The organism is Dyadobacter endophyticus, from assembly GCF_014641595.1.
In the GTDB taxonomy this organism is placed as follows: domain Bacteria; phylum Bacteroidota; class Bacteroidia; order Cytophagales; family Spirosomataceae; genus Dyadobacter; species Dyadobacter endophyticus.
Genome location: NZ_BMIA01000001.1, coordinates 686,296 through 708,363, shown reverse-complemented (window position 1 = coordinate 708,363; position 22,068 = coordinate 686,296). Strand labels below are relative to the sequence as shown.

Annotated in this window: 17 protein-coding genes; 8 read left to right on the top strand and 9 right to left on the bottom strand. The window is 50.8% G+C overall.

Annotation, left to right across the window (positions count from 1 at the left end; all coding sequences use genetic code 11):
- Window positions 1-64 precede the first annotated feature (64 nt).
- Both IEY24_RS02945 and IEY24_RS02940 read right to left on the bottom strand, forming a co-directional pair.
- Window positions 65-280: a KTSC domain-containing protein gene (locus IEY24_RS02945; protein WP_188928481.1), complete on the bottom strand. Its 216-nt coding sequence runs from the start codon at window positions 278-280 to the stop codon at window positions 65-67.
- A gap of 9 nt (window positions 281-289) precedes the next feature.
- A complete protein-coding gene (locus IEY24_RS02940) occupies window positions 290-943 on the bottom strand; it encodes a lipid-binding SYLF domain-containing protein (protein ID WP_229221246.1) in 654 nt (217 codons plus the stop codon).
- Window positions 944-1,176: 233 nt separating this feature from the next.
- Here IEY24_RS02940 and IEY24_RS02935 point away from each other — a divergent pair, with 233 nt between their 5' ends.
- The 3 genes from IEY24_RS02935 to IEY24_RS02925 all read left to right on the top strand — a co-directional run bounded on the left by IEY24_RS02935 (window position 1,177) and on the right by IEY24_RS02925 (window position 4,730).
- Entirely contained in the window at window positions 1,177-1,656 is a 480-nt protein-coding gene (locus IEY24_RS02935) for a Dps family protein (protein ID WP_188928477.1), read from the top strand.
- 114 nt (window positions 1,657-1,770) lie between these two features.
- On the top strand, window positions 1,771-3,096 hold the full coding sequence (locus IEY24_RS02930; protein ID WP_188928475.1) for a cytochrome P450: 1,326 nt from the start codon (window positions 1,771-1,773) through the stop codon (window positions 3,094-3,096).
- 20 nt (window positions 3,097-3,116) lie between these two features.
- Window positions 3,117-4,730, top strand: coding sequence for a Na+/H+ antiporter (locus IEY24_RS02925; protein WP_188928473.1), 1,614 nt, complete (start codon window positions 3,117-3,119; stop codon window positions 4,728-4,730).
- A gap of 51 nt (window positions 4,731-4,781) precedes the next feature.
- On the opposite strand, the gene IEY24_RS02920 is transcribed toward IEY24_RS02925, so the two are convergent.
- Genes IEY24_RS02920 through IEY24_RS02905 form a run of 4 tightly spaced genes read right to left on the bottom strand, consistent with a single transcriptional unit; the run spans window position 4,782 to window position 11,710 of the window.
- The gene (locus IEY24_RS02920) at window positions 4,782-5,720 is read right to left on the bottom strand and encodes a metallophosphoesterase (RefSeq protein ID WP_188928472.1); all 939 of its coding nucleotides are present in this window, start codon (window positions 5,718-5,720) and stop codon (window positions 4,782-4,784) included.
- Entirely contained in the window at window positions 5,695-6,453 is a 759-nt protein-coding gene (locus tag IEY24_RS02915; RefSeq protein WP_188928470.1) for a 5'-nucleotidase C-terminal domain-containing protein, read from the bottom strand. Before IEY24_RS02915 ends, IEY24_RS02920 begins: the two co-directional genes overlap by 26 nt.
- A 46-nt stretch (window positions 6,454-6,499) precedes the next feature.
- Window positions 6,500-8,089 (bottom strand): RagB/SusD family nutrient uptake outer membrane protein, encoded by a 1,590-nt coding sequence (locus IEY24_RS02910; RefSeq protein ID WP_188928468.1) that lies wholly within the window; start codon window positions 8,087-8,089, stop codon window positions 6,500-6,502.
- A 24-nt stretch (window positions 8,090-8,113) separates the two neighbouring features.
- Complete coding sequence (locus tag IEY24_RS02905) at window positions 8,114-11,710, bottom strand: SusC/RagA family TonB-linked outer membrane protein (protein WP_188928466.1); 3,597 nt, start codon at window positions 11,708-11,710, stop codon at window positions 8,114-8,116.
- A gap of 364 nt (window positions 11,711-12,074) precedes the next feature.
- Here IEY24_RS02905 and IEY24_RS02900 point away from each other — a divergent pair, with 364 nt between their 5' ends.
- Complete coding sequence (locus IEY24_RS02900; RefSeq protein WP_188928462.1) at window positions 12,075-12,470, top strand: hypothetical protein; 396 nt, start codon at window positions 12,075-12,077, stop codon at window positions 12,468-12,470.
- Window positions 12,471-12,529: 59 nt separating this feature from the next.
- Here the strand turns inward: IEY24_RS02900 and IEY24_RS02895 are convergent, their stop codons facing one another.
- A complete protein-coding gene (locus IEY24_RS02895) occupies window positions 12,530-14,623 on the bottom strand; it encodes a M43 family zinc metalloprotease (protein WP_229221245.1) in 2,094 nt (697 codons plus the stop codon).
- 214 nt (window positions 14,624-14,837) lie between these two features.
- Between IEY24_RS02895 and dinB the strand changes: the two genes are divergently transcribed.
- Window positions 14,838-15,956, top strand: coding sequence for a DNA polymerase IV (gene dinB / locus IEY24_RS02890; RefSeq protein WP_188928459.1), 1,119 nt, complete (start codon window positions 14,838-14,840; stop codon window positions 15,954-15,956).
- Here the strand turns inward: dinB and IEY24_RS02885 are convergent.
- On the bottom strand, window positions 15,951-17,135 hold the full coding sequence (locus IEY24_RS02885) for a putative sensor domain DACNV-containing protein (RefSeq protein ID WP_188928452.1): 1,185 nt from the start codon (window positions 17,133-17,135) through the stop codon (window positions 15,951-15,953). The genes dinB and IEY24_RS02885 overlap by 6 nt on opposite strands.
- Window positions 17,136-17,397: 262 nt before the next feature.
- Between IEY24_RS02885 and IEY24_RS02880 the strand changes: the two genes are divergently transcribed.
- The 3 genes from IEY24_RS02880 to IEY24_RS02870 are packed head-to-tail and all read left to right on the top strand — an operon-like array spanning window position 17,398 to window position 21,200.
- Window positions 17,398-19,221 (top strand): ABC transporter ATP-binding protein, encoded by a 1,824-nt coding sequence (locus IEY24_RS02880; protein WP_188928450.1) that lies wholly within the window; start codon window positions 17,398-17,400, stop codon window positions 19,219-19,221.
- Window positions 19,222-20,157 (top strand): glycosyltransferase family 2 protein, encoded by a 936-nt coding sequence (locus IEY24_RS02875; protein WP_188928448.1) that lies wholly within the window; start codon window positions 19,222-19,224, stop codon window positions 20,155-20,157.
- On the top strand, window positions 20,154-21,200 hold the full coding sequence (locus IEY24_RS02870) for a glycosyltransferase family 2 protein (RefSeq protein WP_188928446.1): 1,047 nt from the start codon (window positions 20,154-20,156) through the stop codon (window positions 21,198-21,200). Before IEY24_RS02875 ends, IEY24_RS02870 begins: the two co-directional genes overlap by 4 nt.
- On the opposite strand, the gene IEY24_RS02865 is transcribed toward IEY24_RS02870, so the two are convergent.
- Window positions 21,130-22,044 carry a glycosyltransferase gene (locus IEY24_RS02865; RefSeq protein WP_229221243.1) on the bottom strand — a complete coding sequence of 305 codons (915 nt, stop codon included), beginning with the start codon at window positions 22,042-22,044 and terminating at the stop codon, window positions 21,130-21,132. The genes IEY24_RS02870 and IEY24_RS02865 overlap by 71 nt on opposite strands.
- Window positions 22,045-22,068 lie beyond the last annotated feature (24 nt).

The following is a 22,068-nucleotide window of genomic DNA, read 5'->3' as shown; positions in this document are numbered from 1 at the left end:
TAATGCAAAATCAAACACACCTTCAATGCGTGCAGCACTCATTTTTTGTAAAGTCGGGAATCATTCAATCTTCACTCATTTGATCACCGACTTTTTCAAACTCAAAATTCCCCTTAATATGTTTATTCAAAAACGTCCCCTTCGAGCCCGAGGTCTTCATGGCCTGGTACACTTCCCAGGGGACGTTTTTGTAGTCATATACCATCCCCGAAACATACACGATGCGCAATGTTTCTGTCTCCTCGTTGTAGATCATTTTGGAAACGACGCTGGATGGCATGACCAATTTTTAATTGAAATCATCCAACGCCTCGCGCAGTTGATCCACGGCTTTGGATGAAATGTTTGACTCCGTAAAAATCGATTGGACGTTGGCTTTACTGCCGTACAGACCGGTATTCGCCCGCACATCGACATCGAGCATTGCCCCGTTTACGGTCACGCCGGCGAACAGGCCTTTGGCACGTGAGTAGGAATAAACCTCTGCTTCCAGTTTATAGTCGGTGGTGGCCGAGGCGTTTTTGCTTACCGGCCCGGCCGCTACCGACACGTCGCCGCCAAGGGTATAGTCGCCTTTTTCGATGTTCATCAGTGATTTCTCACTTTTAAATACCAGAACCAGGTCCACCGCCTGCACGCCTATCTGCGCACCTACGCTTCCGCCTGTGATGGTCACAAATACCGGGTCACTCCATTGGCCATTCTCCCGTTTAATCATGGCAAGACCCTTGCCATGCTTTCCGCCCACGATCAGACCGCCGTTGATCATTCTCGGGATGATGATGATGCCCTTGGAGGCTTCCAGCAATTGTACGGGAATCTGCATTCCGTTAAAATCGCTCAGTACCGCAGTGGCGGCGTTTATCTTTTCTTCTTCTTTGTTCTGCGCGAAAGAAGGCAACGAAACAGCCAGTCCGATTATCAGGAGGGCTTGCATTTTCATGGTTTTCAAATTGTTGAGGAACATAAATTGCTGTAATTAATGGGTATAAAAAGGTACTTCAAGGATCATGCCCGCAAGCGTTCAAAACCGTATTCCGACAACAAGAACCAGCCTTCGGACATCAATTGGGCATTATCCGCAACTTTAAACGCAGTACTTGACCGTTTCTGATCCGTTGGTATGATTTTGATGACATTTTTACATGAAACAATGTCAACCCAATCTTATTTATTATGGATGCCAAAGCAATTAGTCTGAGCGAAACCGACGTGAAACCCGTTGTGGATCTGCTGAATGACTACCTCGCCAACTATCACATTCATTACCAAAAACTGAGAGGCTGCCACTGGAACATCAAAGGGCAAAACTTTTTTACCCTGCACGTGAAGTTTGAGGAATTGTATACCAATGCTCAGGAAACGATCGACGAGATTGCTGAACGTGTATTGACCCTGGGCAAGCCGCCGCACAGCCGGTTTGCAGACTATATCAACGAATCGGAGATCAAAGAGATCAACACGATCGGTATGAAAGACCTCGACATGGTAGATGCCGTCCTCGACGATTTCAGCAAGCTGATCAGCCTCGAACGAGAGCTTCTTACGGCCACCGAAGAGGCAAGCGACGACGGCACCAACGACATGGTGAACCGTTTCATGCAGTTCAAAGAAAAAAATACCTGGATGCTGCGTTCGTTCGCCGGAAAAAAATAAATGAAACCTATGCACACCCCGGGCCGCGTTTTCGAATGAAGCGCGGCTTTTTTTATGCATTGCATTTTGCGAGGGATTGGTTTATTTGCGGTCATTCTCAATATTTGCTACACAATGCGTCCCATTCCCGAATTCAAAATCGGCCCTATTCCCTTGCTATCCGCGATCCGCTTTGCACGCGACCCGCTCCGTTTTCTCCGGCAGGGCTTCGACCAATGTGGCGATACCTTCAAAATCCGCCTGTTCAGAGAATTTATTGTAACGCGCGACCCGGCCTTTTTCCGGCACGTGCTGCAACAGCACCATAAGAATTTCAAGAAAGGCAATTCAGTAAAACTGCTGCGGCCGGTGCTGGGTAACGGGCTCGTGATCAGCGACGGGGACTTCTGGTTAAGACAAAGGCGGCTGGTACAGCCCGCATTCCATCGTGAGCGCCTGCACGAGCTGTTTGCCACAATGGGCGAGCTAACGGCTGCTTTTCTGGAAGAACTGGAACAATTTCGCGGGAAGCCGGCCGTAGATATCGATGCTAAAATGATGGGTATTACCTCCGATATCGCCCTGAAAACGCTGTTCGGAAATATGAATACCGAGGATAAGGAGCAGATTTACCAGCAGGTAAGCCGCACACAGACCTACCTCGTTACGCGCGTACGCAAGCCCTACCGCCTGCCGCTGATGGCGATCAACGGCGAGGACCGGCGGTTCAAATCCGACCTGGCCTATTTCAATAGCCTTGTTTATGATTTTATAGGTAAACGCAGGCTTTCCGGCGAGACACCCAACGACCTGCTTCAACTCCTGCTCGACAGCAAGGACGAGGAAACAGGCGAGCAAATGAACGACGAGCAAATCCGTGACGAGGCCATTACCATGTTTGCGGCAGGCCACGAAACCTCCGCAACCGGCCTGAGCTGGCTGCTTTGGGAACTCGCGGCGCAACCGGATATCGTGGCGCGGATCCGGAAAGAAAGTGAAATATTTGACAATGTTCCCGGTTTTGAACAACTCATTCAAATGCCCTATACCCGGCAGGTTATTGAGGAAGGCCTTCGTCTGTATCCACCCGCATGGACGATGACGCGCGAAAGCACCGTAGACCAGGAGATTGAAGGTTATGGTATTCCAAAAGGGAGTTCGGTATTCATGTCGATTTTCGAGCTGCACCGAAACCCGAACCTCTGGAACAACCCCGGCGCGTTCAATCCCGAAAATTTTCAGGCGGAAACCGTTAAAAACCGGGCAAAATTCAACTATTTGCCATTTGGCGCCGGGCCGCGTATCTGCATCGGACAGCAGTTTGCATTGATGGAAATGCAGCTCGTGCTGGCCGCCTTGGTAAAACGTTTCGACTTCGTGCGCGAGCCGGGGGCTACCGTGGGAATGCATCCGCAGATTGTATTAAAATCGACGAACGGTATTAAATTGTACGTTCGATAAGCCGACACTGAACGAATTTTATGCACGAATCCATAATTCTTTACCTCTCACTGGTAGTGGTGATCATGTTCCTGGTCATGCTGGCGCAAAGGATCAAAATCGCCTACCCGATCGTGCTCGTACTGGGCGGGCTCGCATTGAGCCTGGTTCCCGGCCTGCCGTCGGTAGAAATCGATCCCCAGCTGATATTCCTGATATTCCTGCCGCCGCTATTGTACGAGGCCGCCTGGCAAACATCCTGGAAAGATTTCTGGAAATGGCGGCGCGTGATCGGGTCATTCGCATTCATTATCGTGATATTCACCTCTTGCGTGATCGCTTACGTATCGCAGGCAATCATACCCGGGTTTACGCTCGCGCTGGGCTTTCTGCTGGGAGGTATCATCTCGCCGCCCGATGCGGTGGCCACCACTTCCATTTTGCAAAATGTAAAAGTGCCCAAACGTCTCATTGCCATCGCCGAAGGTGAAAGCCTGCTGAACGACGCCTCGTCTCTGATCGTCTTCCGTTTCGCATTGGTAGCGGTCGCCTCCGGCAGATTCGTGCTGACCGATGCGGTCGGCAGCTTTTTTCTGGTGATCGGCATGGGCTTTGCCGTGGGCCTGGGCATCGCGCTCATTTTTTACGCCATCCTCCGCTGGCTCCCTACTACGCCGAGCATCGACACGATCATGACATTCGTTGCGCCATATGCCATGTATATCGCAGCGGAAGAATTTCATTTTTCTGGGGTTATCGCCGTGGTTACCGGCGGGCTGTTCCTTTCACGCAACCAGCACAGCATTCTCAGCCATTTGAGCCGCATTCAGGGCATTAATGTGTGGTCGACCGTGGGATTTGTACTCAACGGCATTGTATTTATGCTCATCGGCCTCGAACTGCCGGTAATCATCCAGGGCTTCGGGGAAGCTTCGCTGGGCGAGGCGATCAAATACGGGCTCATCATTTCGGCTGTCGTGATCATCACCCGCATTGCCAGTACGCTGGGCGCATCCATTTTTACGGTATTTATAAGCCGTTTCATCACGACCGCAGATAGCAGCCCGGGGTACCGGATGCCGCTGATTTTCGGCTGGGCCGGCATGCGCGGGGTGGTTTCGCTGGCATCCGCCTTGTCGATACCGATCTTGCTCGATAGTGGCCAGCCCTTTCCGCAGCGGAACATAATTCTTTTTATAACATTCATCGTCATCCTGGTAACGCTTGTTTTCCAAGGCCTTACACTTCCCGCATTAGTGAGGTTGTTAAAAGTGGAGGAACGGGATTACGAAGTGTCCGCGCAGGAGCAAGACGTGATTATCCGTCGGAAACTCGCCAAGGCTTCGCTGGATCTGATCAATACCAAATATCTTAGGGAAGTAGACGAGAACGAACTATTGCAGAGCCTGAAATTTAAGCTGGAAAGCGACATCGGTTTTCTTGACCACGTCCGGGATTCGGAAGTCAGCGACGCCGGGCACCCTTACATTGGCCGTTACCAGGAAATAACCAAAGAACTTCTCGAACATAAACGGCATATTCTGCACCAGTTCAACAAGAAAGAGGCTTACGAAGAAGAGATCATCCGCCAGCACCTTGCCCAGCTCGACCTGGAAGAGGAAAAGGTACGGCAGCAATTCCTGCATATCGAATGAGTTCTAATTTTGAATGAGTGGCCGGTCACTCATTCAAAATCACTCACGCAGTCACACACAGTCACGCACCGGCAGCACGGCCGATACCATTTTCTGTTTTCCGCTGTCGCGGTCGAAGAAATAGTCGAGACGGCCGAGGTTAATGCCCGCGAAGCCTACCTGGTTGATGGTCGTAACCTTGCCATCCAGGTTCAAAATTGGCTCCGGCTCCTTCATGAATGTATGTGTGTGTCCGCCGATAATCAGGTCGATATTTCGTGTCGATTTAGCCAAAATCTGGTCTGAGACCTTATTTTCTTTGTATTTGTATCCTAAATGCGAGAGGCAAATGACAAAATCGCAATGCTGATCATTTCTGAGCGACGAGGCGATTTCGTTGGCTTTGGCTATCGGGTCGAGGTAAACCGTTTCCAGGTAATTCTTTTTATTGACCAAGCCTTCCAGCTCGATGCATACCCCGAACACACCGATTTTCAGACCCTGTTTTTTGAAGATCTTATAAGGCAGCGTCTTACCTTTCAGCCCTGTATTGTTAAAATCATAATTACTGACTAAAAACGGAAAGTTGGCATGCGGGAGCTGCTTTACAAAACCGGCAATGCCATTATCGAAATCATGGTTACCCATCGTGCAAGCATCGTAACCCATCTGGCTCATGATCGTAAATTCGAGCTCGCCGCCATAAAGGTTGAAATAGGGCGTACCTTGAAAAACGTCGCCTGCATCCAGCAAAAGCACATTGGGCTGCTCGGAGCGGATCTTCTTCACCAACGCAGCACGACGCGCCACGCCCCCTAACCCCTGGTTACGCGATCCGTCCATCGGAAAAGGATCAATGCGGCTATGAACATCATTGGTATGCAAAATCGTCAGTTGAACGACCGAGTCACGTTTGGCGAAGGCGGATACCGTGCCAAAGCCCAATGCAACGGCAGCCAGACCGCTCTTTTTGAGGAAATCTCTCCTATTTATCTGAAATAATTCTTCCATCGAGTTGAGCGGTTATTTTCTTGCCCTGCCGGGTCAGGTCACTAATATTTTCAAACAATGCTTCCCTTACTTTCTGGTTGATCTCCCGGCGTTCGAGCGGGTTGCGGAGGCATTCGAGGTCGTCACCGCCGTCGGCAAGGTAGTCGTAGGTGAGCAGGTTATAAGTTTTGCTGATATCGAACGGCTCCCCACCGATCGTGACATCGTAGGCCTTGTTGTCCCTGATCTTCATACGGATGCCGGCAACGGGCTCGCCGTCTTTTCTGGCTATGAAATCGATGACCTGCTGCACATTCTGTCCCGACAGTTTAAGCACAACCATTTCATTTTCAAACGGCATAAGTTCGAAAACATGAGACACGGTGATATTGCCTTTCGGGAATGTGGTACGCAGGCCGCCCTTGGTGGCCAGCGTGAATTGTATGGTGGGGTCTTTCTTCAAGCCTTCTTTAAGCATTGCGTTGGCAAAGAAATTACCCATGAGTGTTTCAGGGTTGGAGGGCTTTGTGAGCGCCTCCTCAGTCTGACCCACGACGCGGTTCATTTCAGCCTGCATCTTGTCCTTGAAAGGCTGGTAGTACCGGATTATAGCAGAATCGGCACCGACCTGCTGGTCGATGCCGTACTGTTTGTATTCGCTTTTGGAAACGGCCAGGTGCTTCTGGCATGAGGCCAGCAGGCCGAGGCCCGTCAGAAGTACCGCACCGTAAACCGGTCTGAAAGAAGTTTTCATAGTGTAATTTAAAACCTGAAATTACATCTGAAACTCCGGATTTCCGCTACCAGCCCTCATTCTGCGTCAGATTCGGGTTGGCATCGATCTGCGATTGCGGGATTGGATACAGTTCGAGGCGCGGCGTGTATGGGATCAGCACATTGTCGACGATCTGGTCGTCTGACATAGCAGCTATCTCATCCTTTAAAATCCCCCAGCGGCGGATATCGAACACCGTATTGAATTCCCCGCTTAGTTCCAGCCGGCGTTCGGTGCGGATAGCGGCACGCAATGCGGGCACACCAGCGGCTTTCGAAGGCGCCGCTTTTGCACGGGCGCGGACGCGGTTGAGCAACGGAAGCGCTTCGGCAGGTTTGCCAGTTTCTACCAATGCTTCGGCCAGCATGAGCAACACATCCGAAAATCGCATTTCGATCAGATCCGAGCTGTAACCTTGCACGGGGGCTCCCGCAGGTCGCGCCTCGCGCGCAAGTTTCCCAAATGCGATCCCGTATTTGAAATCGTCGTGTGAAAACGGCTGCTTGGTCCGCTGGTTGAGGTAATGCGACGTTTTCGGGTCGTAAATAATGCTATCACCCGGCTCGGCTCCCGCACGAGCGCCGCCCGTGAAAGCGTACCTGGATACCAGCGTATAGTCGCGGCGCGTATCTGTTTTGTCGAACAGCTTGTAATAATCGTAAGTCAAACCATAATTGGTCTGCTCATCGCCGTTCACCAAACCCGAGGGAAACAAATGGAAAGGCAAAATATTCCCGTTCTGATTCGAAGGATTGACAAAATAGCCGAACGAAAGGACAATTTCACGATTGCGCTCATTGGCCAATGCGAAAACATCGGCAAAGTCCGGCAGCAGCTCCATATCGTACTTTTCCTCATTCACCGGCCCCACAAGCTCGCTCAGCTTTTCGATGGATTTCTGGTAGTTTTCTGTCCTGTTCAAAGGCTTGCCGGCCATTGTCAGGTAAACTTTACCCATTAATGCCTTGACAGTACCAGCTGATACCCGCCCCAGCTCCGCACCGCCGCGCGAATCGGGAAGAACCGTTTCAGCAAAAGCCAGATCGGCCAGGATGGCTTCGTACACTTGTGCGTCCGTAGCGCGAGGCGCAAAAATCAGGTCCTTTTCCTCGAACGATTTGATTTCTTTCAAAATCAGCGGCACCCCGCCAAACAACCTTACCAGGTTAAAATAGGCGTAAGCCCGCAGCACACGCGCTTCGGCGATATAGGGGTCGGCTTCTTCTTCCTCGCCCGGAACAGCCAATTTAGCATTGTCGATCACCGTATTGGCGCGGTAGATAATCTTGTAAAACCGCGACCACACCGATTCGAACGCGCCCGAGACGGCCGTATGCGCAAAACGGTAGTAAGGATCGGCGCCAGAACCCAGAATGCCGGCAGTCGCATACCGGTGACCCGACTCGGCGAGAATAAACCGGTTGTAAATATCGGAATGATCGGTGGTGGTCCAGGCCTGGTACACGCCAATGGTCGCCTGGTTCAGGCCTTCCTCGTCTTTGAAGGCCACATCTTTGCCCAGCGAGGAATAGGGCGACTCTTCCAGATTATCCTTACAGGATGTAATGCCCAGCAGAGCGAGCAGCATTACGGATATCTTGATATGTATTTTCATGTTTTTCAAATGCGTTGGTCAACACTAGAAATTGCAGGAGAACCCGATGGTGTACGAGCGCTGAGCCGGATAGGCACCATAGTCGATACCCTGTTGCAGCAGCGACTGCGCATAGGAGCTCACTTCGGGATCGAAACCGGAATAGTTGGTCCAGGTCCAGAGGTTGGTGCCAGTTACAAATAACCGCGGGTTCTGGATCGGGCCGAGTTTAGGGAACGTGTAAGAAACCGTAAGCATTTTCAAGCGGGCAAAACTGCCGTCTTCCAGCATCACCGAGTTGATATCTCCTGAGGCGATGCCGCGCTGCACACCCGGATATTTGGGGTTATTGTGTGGTTTGGCTTCAGTATAACGGTTCTCAAACCACTCCTCAGATTGGTTGAACCCTACTCCGCCGTAATCGACGACACCATTGCTGATATAGAAGCGGGTCAGGTTCAGCACATCGTTTCCGACCGAACCTGTAAACAATGCATTGACCGCGAAATTCTTCCACGTTAGGTCATGGCTCCATCCGAATGTAAAATCGGGTGTAGACTTGCCGAGCACCACGCGGTCGTCGGCGGTAATGATGCCATCGCCATTTACATCCGAATACTTCCATGCGCCGTAAAGCGGGCTGCCCTTCGAGCCGGGCGGCCGCGGGCCTTCAAAAGTGGCGAATTTAGGATTGCCGTCGGCGTCGAAGTCATCTTTCTGGCTCAAACCGTCCACGCGGTAACCGAAAAAGCGGCCGATCTCCTGCCCGGGAACCAGTATACCAGAAACGCCTCCCAGCAGGTTACCATTGATATTCACATAATCGGGTTGGGTGCGGTCACCAAGGTCGACCAGCGTATTTACGTTCCTCGAAATATTCAGGCGCGTCGAGTAGGTCACATTCTTTTTCTGAATGATGTTTCCCTGAATGCTCAATTCCACACCACGGTTACGCATGGTACCGTAGTTGTCGATGATCGTGCTCACGCCCGATTGCGTCGGTACTTTACGCTGTTGAAGCAAATCCGAAGTGACTTTATTGTAATAATCGAAGCTCAGCACGACCCTGTCTTTAACGGCATTGAAATCTACCCCGACATTGAACTGCCTTGTCCGCTCCCATGAAAGGTTCGGATTGGCAATCGTGTTGGGAAAAACACCTGTATTGATCACCGCCCCATCGCCGCCGGGCCCCATTTCATAAAACCCGGGGCTATAAAGCGATAGCGACGAGTAAGGTCCGATAGCCTGACTGCCAGTTTCGCCATAGGAAGCTCGGAACTTGGTATTCGAAATGAACGTAACCCCCTTCATGAATTCCTCCTGATCCAGGTTCCATGCAAGCGCCACCGCCGGAAAAACCCCGTACTTTTTATTGGCCGCAAATGCCGAAGCACCGTCTGCACGGATAGAGGCGTTCAATACATACTTTCCTTTGAAAGAGTAGTTCGCTCGCAGGAAACCGGACTGCAGAATCCGCTTTTCCTTATATGAAGCGATTACCTGCGATGACGCGCTGCCGATATTGTCGACCCCGAAAAACGGTACCGCGAAACCCGACGAGTTGGTGTTGACGAATTCAACAGTCTGGTCGTTATATTCCACACCCAGCGTCGCATTGAGGTAATGATTCTTCTTAAACGTCCTTTCGTATTGCAGATACGAATTGAAGTTATAGCTATACGTATTAGCCGTGTTGTTACTGCCTTTTCCTTTCACCTGGTTCCCCTCGGCCGTGGAAGGCGGCAGGAATACTTTTCGCCGTGTAAGGTTCTGGTTGCCCGCCAGGCTCACGACCAGCTGCAGTCCACTGGCGATTTTAAAGTAGTTTTCAATATTCAAAATCGAGTAATCGCTCTGCGTGACATCGGTTTTTGCCATCAGCTCATTATATGGATTGGAAAAATAATACCCCTGGTAGTTCGGAATACCCAGACTGTTATTGCCCAGATAATCGATTTCCAGCGTAGGCGCAGCGCGCAGCCCGTCCATTAGCCCACCCGAGCTTGGCCACGCGCGCGAGGCTGTTACAGCGCGGTTGGTTTTCTGGCGGCTAAATGAAACCTGGCCTTTGACCGTATACCAGTCGTTGATCTCATTGTTCAGATTGACGCGCAAGCTCGCCCGATCATTGTTCGAATTGATGATAGTCCCCTTGTCTTTGAGGTAATTGCCGGAAATGTAATAGGACGATTTGGGACTGCCTCCCGAAAGGCTCAACGTAATATCCTGCCTGAAACTGGGCTGTGTAATGGCATCCACCCAGTCGGTGTTGGTCATGCTACTGTCCAGGTTTTCAAACGGCGGATTCCGGTTGGACACGCGGAAGCTTTCGTTGATCACCTCCGCATATTGGCGGGAGTTCATCATACGGATCGGGTTCGCTACCCGTCCGAAGGAGGTCTTGTTGACAAGCTCCACACGACCTTCTCCCCGCTTGCCCGATTTTGTAGTGATCAAAATCACCCCATTTGCACCGCGCGAACCGTAAATGGCCGTTGCAGAAGCATCTTTGAGGATTTCCATGCTTTCGATGTCGTTCGGATTGATCCCATACAAACCGTTTTGTGTATAGGAACCATAGAAATTGGTCCCCGCTTCACGGTGAGGCGGCATCGGAAAACCGTCAATCACGTAGAGCGGCTCGTTATTCCCGCTCAGCGAGTTGTTACCGCGTATCCTGACCACCGCAGAAGCTCCCGGCTCACCCGAGCTTTCGACCACCTGCACGCCGGTAGCGCGTCCCTGAATAGCCTGGTCGATCGTATTGATAACCGCCGACTTATAATCCTGGGATGCAACCCGGGATGTCGAACTGGCCAGGTCGCGTTTGCTTTGAGCGCCATACCCTACCACTACCACTTCTTTCAAAGCCCTGGCCTCAGGGGTAAGCTGGGCATTGTATGTTGTAAGATCGGTAATGGGCATTTCTTTGGTCGTAAAACCCACAAAGCTGTACACCAGTATCCCGCCCTTCGCAGGCACCTTCATCTGGAAAGAGCCATCAGGTTCGGTAATAGCCTGTATCTGAGTACCTTTTACCAAAACTGCCACACCGGGCATTCCAGCACCCTTTTCGTCTTTTACCACCCCTTTTATGTCACGCGCATCAGGACCCGCTTCGGTCGGACCGCCGGGAGAAGGTTTCTGCGCGGTGGCTGAATCGGGTGTTTGCGCTGCATGCTGTGCAGGTTGCGCGGCGTTCGTATTCCCCGTCTGTGCAGGCGTTAGGGCACTGTCGGGTTTGACTACGGCCGGCGTCCCGGCGGCCGGAACCCCGGCAGCCGGAGTGCTGGCTTTGTTTAATGTATCTTTTTGAGGGGCTGGCTTAACCAGGGGATCGAAGTTCTGCGTGGGTTTCACCAGTGGTGAAGTGGAGGATTTGGAAGCAGAATCGGTGGTATTTTGAGGCTTGGGGAGGGTATCGGGGGCGGGGCGGGCTGTTGCAGGATTCGTTTTCAGTACCGGTGCCGGATTTGCGAGTGTATCAGGCTTTGTTTTTCGGGTTGAATCCGGCCCGGCCTGCTGTGCGTTGCTTCGGGATATCGGACCGGAAAACAGTAGCAAAAAGAAGCCGATCCTCAGGAAAATGAGCGGGACCGGACACGGCACAGGCTCATTGGCTCGTTGAGTTTTTCTCATATCATTCTTGGCTAAGTGACGGGACGGCGTCCCGAAAAGTAATTTGTTTAGCCTTTACCGACAAAAACCATACCGCTATGTTTCCCGAGGTGATAAAACAGGCACTTCGCCGCAACAAAAGAGTTCTACAAATAACATTAGAAATACATTTACACAACTAACCTATGCAACTATATGTGCAGGACCATCCCAACCGCTCTTAGCATTGCAAATGTCCCTTTGATCGTAATTTTTCAAATATCTATGAAACGCGTCCTATTATTTTTGGAAACATCGTGCTTACGATTACATTTGTCAAAAGCGCCCATAAAGGGGCGGTTTGGATTTGCTAAGTATTAAGGAGTGTAAAAAACCAACTTCGACCATGCACCAGGAACAATTACTAACTGCCGACTACATTGAGTCTCAGATCGGAAACGTAATAGAATACTATATCCGTTGGGAATTTGAAGAAGACCCTTTTTACGGGAAAGCCCGGATTAAAGGTCTGGTAGAAGACGATTCAGGCAGTTTGAAGATTATCTGTGACGTAATAGAAGGTAGCGACCTCGAACAGGCTTTCGAACAGGAAGAAGTGTTTATGTACTCGGACCATCACCCGATCTACACCGGGCAGCTTCCGGACCTCTATTCAGCGAACTGGGTGAATACCGACGGCAAGAAAAAAAGACAGATTTTTATCGCGCCACCCAACGAGAACGCAAAGGAGTTTGCCATTTCGCAAACCAACAGCAAGGTGATCGTTAAGAGGATATATTGATGACTGAGTGACCGGGTCGCCGGTCACTCAGTCAAAATTCACCATTCGACGGCGGTCCATTAATTCTTCACAATCTTCTTCGTCAGTACGCGGTCTTCGAACTCCGCTTTCACTATGTACAGGCCTGAGGGAAAGGTAGTCAGGTCAAAATTATACACGTTGGAAGCTACTTCTCCCGTAATGACGGTTTCGGCTATTTTTTGCCCGGCTACATTATAAATCGAAACAGATTTCAGCTTTTCAGGATGCGGATAGAACTGCACCGAAACCTGCCCGCTCGTCGGGTTGGGCGTTACCAGGAATCCCGCTTCTTTCAGGTTCGGATTCACCGTAACGGTCCTGATATTGATATCGTCAAGATAAATATCGTTTTCGTTTCCATTGGTGTTTAGGAACGCCACGAGTATTTCGCCCTGGCCAATGAAGCTGCCGATATTAATCTCCTCACGCCGCCATTCATTTATGCCGGGCGTAAATGCAGTCCGCGTGGCCGCGTTGCGTGTAATCAGGCTCGATCCCCATTTTTTGTAGAGACTTGTGTAAGTCTGTCCGCAATCTGTACTAATAAGCACCTGCAAGGTATCCCACACATTGTTCTGGGTGGAAGTGCTGGTATATGTCGCAGCTGCCACCTGGAAGGAGACGAATGCGGAGTCTGCCCCTGCGGTATTGACCGTCGGCGAGCGGAGGTAATCGCGCTGGCCTACTACCTGGTTGCCGAAGTTCCCGATCTTCACCGACGCATTGCCAGTTTTAGAGGCCGAAGTTGTTTTTTCCCACGTAGAACCGTTGTCTTCGTTTACAATATCCCAGCCCTGCGGCGGGAAAAGTCCTTCAAAACCCTCCTTGACAGGCGTGGCAAAAGGTTCGTAATAGATAAAATCGAGGCTTAGTGCATCATTCGAAGTGTCCTCGTCGGCAGCCCCGTTCGGGTTCGAGGTGGAAATACTCAGAATGTGATTGCCCTCCACTGTTGCAAGGGTCGGCAAAGTCACGGTTGTTTCCGCATAAGTAGCCAGGGAACCCGTCCAATTATAATTCTGCACGGTTCCATTATCAATCACGGCGTGGATTATCAGTGAAGTGAGTGTCTCGCTACCCCTGTTAACCAAAGTGATCTGCGGTGTGAGTGTATTGGTACAAATGCGCTGTGCCGGCTGACGAATTGTTTTCAGGGACGCATCTTTTTTCTTGACATCGACCGGCGTGCAGGCGTTGGAAAGTAAAAGGGATGAACGATATTTTTCAAAGATCTCCTCCATATGCGCTACCTGCATTTGGGTGAACATGAAAAGGGTGGCATCCGGGGAATAGTCCATAAAATTCTGGTACATAATTCCCGGCGCCGTAGAAGTACAGCGATCGGTCACCATGCCGGTCTGAAAGGTTGTGGTGCTGTTGCTTTGATTGGGGGTATCGTCGATATTGTCGGTTCCCGTGCAAGCCCCGTTGTCGTCACCCCAGATGTGGTATAAATCAAAATAATGCCCTATTTCGTGTGTCAGTGTTTTTCCCTGATTGAATCCGGTAGCGGCTCCGCCCGGCAGCGAGGCATAGTCGACAGCCACGCCCTGCTCGTCCTTTACGCCGTCGTCGGGGAAAGTGGCATAACCCAATGTGCTTCCCGAAAGGTCGCAGATCCAAACATTTAAGTATTTATCGGTATCCCAGGCATCGGCCCCGCCCGATTCGGCGTGCTTCACCTGATTATTGGTGTAGTCAAATGAGTTGCGCGTAGTGGTGTAGCGCTCGATACCTGTCGACGGGGCATCATTGGGTGTGCGCTGCGCAAGGCAGAACTGAATGCCCGACTGCCCGAAAAGCGATTTGAAATACGAAGGAATTTTTGCGGCTCCGCCATTGGTTCCGGCGTAGTCTTTGTTAATCGTGTCCAGCTGGGCCATGATCTGGGCATCGGTCACCATCGACTGCCGGCTGAGCACAACGTGGAATACTACCGGGATCGTGATGGGGCCGGTTGTGCGGAGCATCTTGCCCGAGGCTATTCTTTCATTGACCAATTGTTGAATCCGTACCTGCCGCTGATCGAACATCAGTTTAAGAGCGGGCTTATCGGTGAACCGTTTTTGAAGCAACTCCATCGAACCGCAACGATCCTGCGCCTCCGCCGTGCCAAGGCTGATGAAGAGCATAAAAAGGGTGGCAAAAAAGCAATTGAACAGAGGTATAGTGTATCGCATCGAAATATTCTAAGGAATTGAGTAAATGAATAACCGGCTAGTTACAGACAGGTTGCGGATTTATTCACCTACTACGAAAAAAAAGTGCCTTGTGATGCGAATGCAATGTTATTTAATTTGTTTTTAATTGCAGAAACCTCTTTAACCCGAAAACTTGCCTTTTTCAATGCAGGAAACGCCAAATACTTCACCGGTTCGCAAGATCATCCATATCGATATGGATGCATTTTACGCGTCGGTCGAGCAACGCGACTTCCCTGAATACCGGGGCAAACCACTCGCGGTGGGCGGCTCTCCTACTGGCCGTGGTGTAGTGGCAACGGCTAGCTACGAGGCGCGTAAATTCGGGGTAAGGTCGGCGATGCCCTCGCGGCAGGCCATTCAGCTTTGCCCGCAGATCATATTTGTGCATCCGAGATTTGAGATTTACAAATCTGTTTCCAGAAGCATCCGGGAGATTTTCTCCCGCTATACAGATCTAATTGAACCGCTTTCTCTGGACGAGGCGTATCTGGACGTTACCGAGGACAAAATGGGCATCGGTTCGGCGATGGAAATTGCCAGGCAGATCAAACAATCCATTAAAGAAGAACTTAGCCTCACCGCTTCGGCGGGCGTGTCTGTCAATAAGTTTGTCGCAAAAATCGCTTCGGATATCAACAAGCCCGATGGGCTGACATTTATTGGTCCATCCAAAATTGAAAGCTTCATGGACCAGTTGCCGGTCGAGAAGTTTCACGGGGTAGGGAAAGTCACCGCCGATAAAATGAAGGGAATGCAACTTTTTAATGGTTCGGACCTCAAAAAGCTCTCGGAGGACGAGTTGGTGAACCATTTCGGCAAAACCGGCCACTTCTATTTCAAAATCGTGCGCGGGATCGATGACCGGCAGGTGCAAACGCACCGTGAAACGAAATCACTCGGGGCCGAGGACACATTCACCTACGACCTTACCACGCCGGACGAAATGAACAAAGAACTTGACCGCATTGGCGTAACAGTTGCTAATCGTCTCGAAAAAAACCAGCTGAAAGGCCGGACGGTCACATTAAAAGTCAAATTCAGCGATTTTACACAGATCACCCGCAACTATTCTTTCGCCCACCCCATCGGGGACCTCGATACCATTACCGACACGGCCAAACAGTTGCTCGAAAAGCTTGACCTGGAAGGGAAGGCGGTGCGATTGCTCGGTATCTCATTGTCCAACTTCCATGAACCAGAGGTCAAATCGCGGAAATACAAAGACCCTGAGCAGCTGGAACTCTTCCCTTTCGGATCATAGCAGCAGGGCGTCTACCCGGTGGGCCTGCACCATATTCTCGCATTTCGACCATGAGAATATCGTAAAGCGGCCGTCCTGAGATGCAACGAGCGCAATCGCATCGCGCTGATCGTGGACAAATTGAGCCGCCGACAAATGCCGCGTACCGCCATTCTGCACTGGGTGCACAACTAAGGCGGTATTGCCGATCACCGGTTCGGTTGTTAGTATTTCCTCCACCGGCTTCGCACCCTGCGCACGGCCGATTTTCGCGCCGAATGCGAGCAATTCGTAACGGTCGTTGATGATCGTCGCCCCATCCACGGCCGTCAAGCCTGCCATATTATGCACGGCCGAACTGAACTGGTTCTGCCAGGTGATCGGATTAGGATCTTCCACGTACTTACGGTGCAGGTCGGCCAGCTCGGAGAATGGCGGTTGAACGTCGTAGGTGATCGGATGGATGATCGAGTCGCGCCAGCGGTCCTTGCCCTTGGGAACCACCAGCAATATTCCACCACGCTCATGGCTGCGCATGGATGCGGCAAGCTGTACGAGCAGGTTCGGGTAATCGCTCCATAAGGTAGTGGAAGAAAAACCCATTAAAGAGTTGATCAGCGAGGGGCAGTCTTTCACTTTACGGCTTTCTTCGTTGACGATCTTCACCTGATCGCCTTTCAGCACAGCCATATTGACGAACTTGCCAAAGCCTTCCACCCTTCGGTGTTTCACCACCAGCATTCCCGGCTCGATCACTTCAAGTACGAAGCACAGTCCCGGAATGACGCGCGTCGTGCCCCAAATCCGCAGTTCGCCGTCTTCCAGCCACACGCCCAGGTGTATACCTGAGCGCTCCACGGCGGGTGCGAGCTTGGTAAGAGTGTTGGCAGTCAATGCGAGTTTCTCGGTGAAAATAAGAGGATGTTCGGCAGCTTCGGGCGGCAGATAGGCAATCGAAACCTTGGGAGAACGGCCTTCTTCCCGGCGAAGGCTCGCCCAGAACGTCGTATCGATGATCGTCTCTACGATCCGGGCATCGGGAATAGGGGCCAGTTCCTGCTCGTAATATTTGGAAACCGCCTGGTGGTGCCGCTCGAAATGGCTGGCGACAAGCCCGGCAACCGAGCGGGCTGCCTTATAGGTGGTTACAGGCATGGAGTCGCCTGTTTCAATCGGAAATATATCGGAATTAGTAATCATTGTCTGGCGGTTTACTTTTGAACAACGACTTGTTTTAAAAAGTTGGTTTCGGCGTCGATTGTCCGCTTTTTTCCTATTTCTGCTCATTCGTTCCAACCTTTCGTCCTACCCGGGTATCGTATTAACCAACAGCCTGTCGGGAATTAATTGCTTTCACCGACAGTTGTTTTCGCCAGATAAGCATTAATTTGCGCGTTAATCTCAAAACCCGGTTTCGGTGTTTTTTACTTCCGGCACACAGCGAGTGTGCCATTATCTAAGAATGAAAACGTACCTCAGATTATTATCTTTTGCTCAACCGATTGCCCGTTTTGCTGTCCCATACATTATTTGTACCCTGCTGGGAGTCGTATTCAATACATTGAACCTGGCCCTTCTGGCGCCGCTCCTGAATACGCTTTTTCTTAACCAGGGCGGGCAGTTGGATCCCAGGCCGGAAAACGGCTGGCTCGATCCTACGGGCATGCTCAACTATTACGCGCAGCAGGCCAACCTTACTTTCGGCCCGCATGGCGCATTGCAGATCGTGTGTGCGGTGATCGTAGGCTCGGTACTACTTTCGAATATTTTCAGATATTTCTCGCAACGGATCATGGAAAACCTCCGGATCCATACGCTGCTGAACCTGCGCAGGCAAGTGTTTGACAACGTGATGGACCTGCACGTAGGCTATTTCAGCAACCAGCGGAAAGGGGACATTATCTCAAAGATCGCATCCGACGTCGGGGTCGTACAGTTTTCGGTTACCAGTACTTTACAGGTAGTTTTCAAGGAACCGATGCAATTACTTGCTTACGTGTTTATGCTTTTTGCCACTTCCGCCAAGCTGACTTTTTTTGCCATCCTGGTTATTCCCGTTTCGGCATTCCTCATTTCGAAGATCGTAAAAAGGCTGAAAGAACAAGCCGCGCTGGCACAGCATTACTTCGGGCTGATGATCAGCTACCTCGACGAGGCGCTCACTGGCATCAAGATCATCAAGGCATTCAATGCAACCGAGGCTATTAAGGACAAATTCCACTCGGAAAACATCCGCTATTCTGACCTCGGGCGCAAGATGGCCAAACGCCAGCAACTCAGCTCGCCGGTATCGGAATTTTTGGGGGTTACCATGGTAGCGATCATCGTCCTGTACGGAGGCTCGCTCATTATCGATAACAATTCGGACCTCGACGTGTCCAAATTTGTAGCCTACATCGGTATTTTTTCCCAGGTAATGCGCCCCGCGAAAGCATTGACCGACTCTTTTAGCACCATCCACGCGGGGATCGCCGCAGGCGAGCGTGTGCTCGAACTGATCGACGAAAAGCCGGAGATCCGCGATGCTTCGGACGCTGTCGATATGCGCAACTTCAAAGAATCGATCCGGTTAGAAAACGTTTCGTTCTCCTACCCTTCCCGGCCGGTCCTTAAGTCCATCAATGTCACTATTCCAAAAGGGAAAACGGTCGCCCTGGTCGGGCCTTCCGGCGGCGGTAAATCGACCCTGATGGATCTGCTGCCCCGGTTTATCGATACAGCAGAAGGCCGGGTGCTGATAGACGGCGTGGATGTGCGGCAGATCAGACAGGAATCGCTGTGGTCGATGTTCGGGCTCGTGAACCAGGAATCGATGCTCTTCAATGATAATATCTTTCAGAATATCGCTTTCGGAAGTCCGGATGCTACCATGGAGCAGGTAGAGGCCGCCGCCCGTATTGCCAATGCGCATGAGTTTATCATAGGAACCGAGAACGGCTATTACAGCAATATCGGCGACCGGGGAATGAAGCTCTCAGGCGGACAAAAACAGCGTATCTGCATTGCCAGGGCTGTTTTAAAAAACCCACCGATCATGTTGCTCGACGAGGCTACCTCCGCATTGGATACCGAATCGGAAAAACTGGTGCAGGAAGCATTAAACAACCTGATGAAAAACCGGACCTCGCTTGTGATCGCACACCGCCTGAGCACGATCCAGAGCGCGGACACGATTCTGGTGCTGGAAGAGGGTAAAATAATCGAACAAGGTAACCACGCCGAGCTCATCGCGCGCGATGGGCTCTACAAGCGCCTGATCGATATGCAGCAATTCACCGACGTTTAAATGGAAAACAAGCCGCTGATATCCATTGCCCTATGTACTTACAATGGCAGCGCATTTCTTGCAGAACAGCTGGATTCGATCCTCGGGCAACGGTATACCAACTGGGAGCTGGTAGTTGTGGACGATTGCTCCACTGATTCCACACCTGCTATTTTAGAGGAGTATGCTGGAAGCGATGCACGCATTGGTCTGCATTATAACGAGCAGAACCTGGGTTACAACAAGAATTTCGAAAAGGCATTAGGCCTTTGCCGAAGTGAGCTCATTGCCATCTGCGACCAGGACGATATCTGGCATCCCGAAAAGCTTGAAAAGCAGGTAAAGCTGATCGGTGACCATGCATTGGTTTACCACGATTCCGAGTTTGTGAATGCCGAAGGGCAATCTATAAACCGTCGCATTTCGGACAAGCTGAATTTTTACCGAGGCGACGCCCCCGAGGTGTTTCTTTTTTTGAACTGCGTATCTGGCCATAGTATTTTATTAAAGAAGCAGGTATTGCAAAAATCGCTGCCGTTCCCTGATGACTTCCACTACGACCAGTGGCTTGCATTCAACGCCACCTGCCTCGGTACCATCGATTTCGTGCCGGAAGCACTGGTGAAATACCGCCAGCATTCGGGCAACAATACCGATATTCTTGCATTGAAAACGGCGGAGAAAAGTGTTGATCAGAAGGTAGCCGCACTGCAAATGGAAAGCCATTGGCTCTTGCTTTGCGCACGCCAATGTACCGGAAAAGCGCAGGGGCTGATCTATGCATTATACAAGCATAGCCTCCGCCGAAACAACAGCTATTTCGTCGCAGCATTCGGGATACTCCTCTGGAAGCGCCGCGACACATTGCTCCGGCTTTTGAAAAAGCCGGACACCAGCAAGTTTTTTTATGCGCTCCGAAAAGCCTGGGGCGCGAAAGCTAAAACGACAGGAAAGTGAACAACCGACCCGATTCTGATATTCATAATGCCCCCTACCCGCTCGTTTCGATTGCATTGTGTGTTTACAACGGTGAAAAATACCTTGAAGAACAGCTCGATTCACTCGTAAACCAGACTTATCCGAACATCGAGATCGTGGTCGTGGACGACGGCAGCAGGGACCGTTCGCTTGATATCCTGCGGGCCTACCAGGAGAAGTATCCGTTTTTCAGGATTTTTGAAAATGAGGTAAACCTGGGTTATGTAAAGAATTTCGAAAAGGCAATCGGCTTGTGCGCAGGCGAATACATTGCATTGTGTGACCAGGACGATATCTGGGATCTTGAAAAAATCAGTAAACAGGTGGCGGGAATTGGCGACAACCTGCTGATTTACCACGATTCGGCATTTATGGACGAGCAGGGCCGGCAAATGACCTGGAAGCGAAAGATGTCGGATATTATCCACCTTTACCGTGGCGACGACCCCAAGGTTTTTTTGTATTTCAATTGCGTCTCAGGCCATAGTATCCTCTTCAAACGTGACCTGCGCGACGAATTCCTGCCATTCAATCCCAATCATTTCCACGACCATTGGATTGCCTATGTGGCCGTTAACCTCGGCAGCATAGAAGTGATCGCGGAAACGCTGGTCAGATACCGCCAGCATACGACCACTTCTACCGATATTCTCAACAAGCGCAAGAAGATCCGGAAGAATTACCACGAAAACCGCGATATCAAGAAGCTGAAAAGAGACCTGGCATGGGTACAGCAATGCGCGTCGTTCAAAAAGAACCGCGACCAGCCGTTTCTGGATCGGCTGCGTTCGCTGTTCGAAGAGCGGCTCGAATCATTCTTTTCATTTGAATATGCGGGAATCATCCAGGACAACTATGAGCAGCTCTACTACATTCCTGTTTATAAAAAGTCGAATAAACTGAGCTTCGTTTATCGGCAAATCTGGGGTTTGCGCTCCAAATTGATCTGGGCTAGGTTCTTTGCTCGTCCGGAAACGGAAGAATATGTAGATGTAGTTTCAAAAGGTGAAGAAAACCCTTGAAAACCACACGGGTAGACATCTGCTTTGTTTTGGCGCTGTGCCAGAGCATCGTCTGAATTTGCCAGTAGCTGTACTTCCAGCGCATCATTTGCTCTACGAGCTTTTTGAATGACCGCTTTTCGATATCGTACATCTCATTTCCCCTCATAACGGATGTCGTCAGCGGCAGTGCGAAACTCCATTTTTTGTGCAGTCTGAGGATATGGTCCAGCCATTGTCTGTTGAAATTCCCTTCCGAGGCGTGCTTCATCAGCACGTCGTAGGTCACCATGATTTTGTAATGCGGAAATACGCTCAGGCAGAAGTCGAGATCATATCCGTGAAAGCCGGTAAGCACTTTGCCGTCGAATGGAAACCGGAGGGCTACAACCCGTCGGGTACAAAACCAAAGGCCATCCACGCAGACAACCCGGCTAAGCCGCTCATTGCGCGGATTATGATAAGCATGGATTTCCTCCTTCTCGTTGAACTTATAACCTTGAAGGACATTCTGGTAGGACCTTTCTTCCGAATGAAATTCCAATTGGTACCAACCGGCGGGTGCAAGCGACTTGTAACCGCCACCAGCCACACCCACAATGCCGATGTCTGGGTCCCGCTCAAAGATTTGCGAGACGACGACGCCCCAATTTTCGGTCCTGATTTCAATGTCCTCGTGCATGAAACACACCAGATCGAACCTGGCCATCTTTGCCGCCTCATTATAAACGTCGCAAATCCCGCGACGCGCTTGGCGGTTGTCAATGGCGATTATTTCATGAGGAATACCAACTGTACTGCTGATATTTTCGGAAACTTTGGACAACTCGGTCTGATCGGCCGAGCAAATAATGATGGAGATCATGGCTGATACTTGAATTCTGGCCAA

Excerpts from the sequence above, each read along its gene's own strand:
- IEY24_RS02945 (WP_188928481.1), bottom strand. The coding sequence starts at position 280 with ATGCCATCCAGCGTCGTTTCCAAAATGATCTACAACGAGGAGACAGAA.
- IEY24_RS02940 (WP_229221246.1), bottom strand. The coding sequence starts at position 943 with ATGAAAATGCAAGCCCTCCTGATAATCGGACTGGCTGTTTCGTTGCCT.
- IEY24_RS02935 (WP_188928477.1), top strand. The coding sequence starts at position 1,177 with ATGGATGCCAAAGCAATTAGTCTGAGCGAAACCGACGTGAAACCCGTT.
- IEY24_RS02930 (WP_188928475.1), top strand. The coding sequence starts at position 1,771 with ATGCGTCCCATTCCCGAATTCAAAATCGGCCCTATTCCCTTGCTATCC.
- IEY24_RS02925 (WP_188928473.1), top strand. The coding sequence starts at position 3,117 with ATGCACGAATCCATAATTCTTTACCTCTCACTGGTAGTGGTGATCATG.
- IEY24_RS02920 (WP_188928472.1), bottom strand. The coding sequence starts at position 5,720 with ATGGAAGAATTATTTCAGATAAATAGGAGAGATTTCCTCAAAAAGAGC.
- IEY24_RS02915 (WP_188928470.1), bottom strand. The coding sequence starts at position 6,453 with ATGAAAACTTCTTTCAGACCGGTTTACGGTGCGGTACTTCTGACGGGC.
- IEY24_RS02910 (WP_188928468.1), bottom strand. The coding sequence starts at position 8,089 with ATGAAAATACATATCAAGATATCCGTAATGCTGCTCGCTCTGCTGGGC.
- IEY24_RS02905 (WP_188928466.1), bottom strand. The coding sequence starts at position 11,710 with ATGAGAAAAACTCAACGAGCCAATGAGCCTGTGCCGTGTCCGGTCCCG.
- IEY24_RS02900 (WP_188928462.1), top strand. The coding sequence starts at position 12,075 with ATGCACCAGGAACAATTACTAACTGCCGACTACATTGAGTCTCAGATC.
- IEY24_RS02895 (WP_229221245.1), bottom strand. The coding sequence starts at position 14,623 with ATGCTCTTCATCAGCCTTGGCACGGCGGAGGCGCAGGATCGTTGCGGT.
- dinB (WP_188928459.1), top strand. The coding sequence starts at position 14,838 with ATGCAGGAAACGCCAAATACTTCACCGGTTCGCAAGATCATCCATATC.
- IEY24_RS02885 (WP_188928452.1), bottom strand. The coding sequence starts at position 17,135 with ATGATTACTAATTCCGATATATTTCCGATTGAAACAGGCGACTCCATG.
- IEY24_RS02880 (WP_188928450.1), top strand. The coding sequence starts at position 17,398 with ATGAAAACGTACCTCAGATTATTATCTTTTGCTCAACCGATTGCCCGT.
- IEY24_RS02875 (WP_188928448.1), top strand. The coding sequence starts at position 19,222 with ATGGAAAACAAGCCGCTGATATCCATTGCCCTATGTACTTACAATGGC.
- IEY24_RS02865 (WP_229221243.1), bottom strand. The coding sequence starts at position 22,044 with ATGATCTCCATCATTATTTGCTCGGCCGATCAGACCGAGTTGTCCAAA.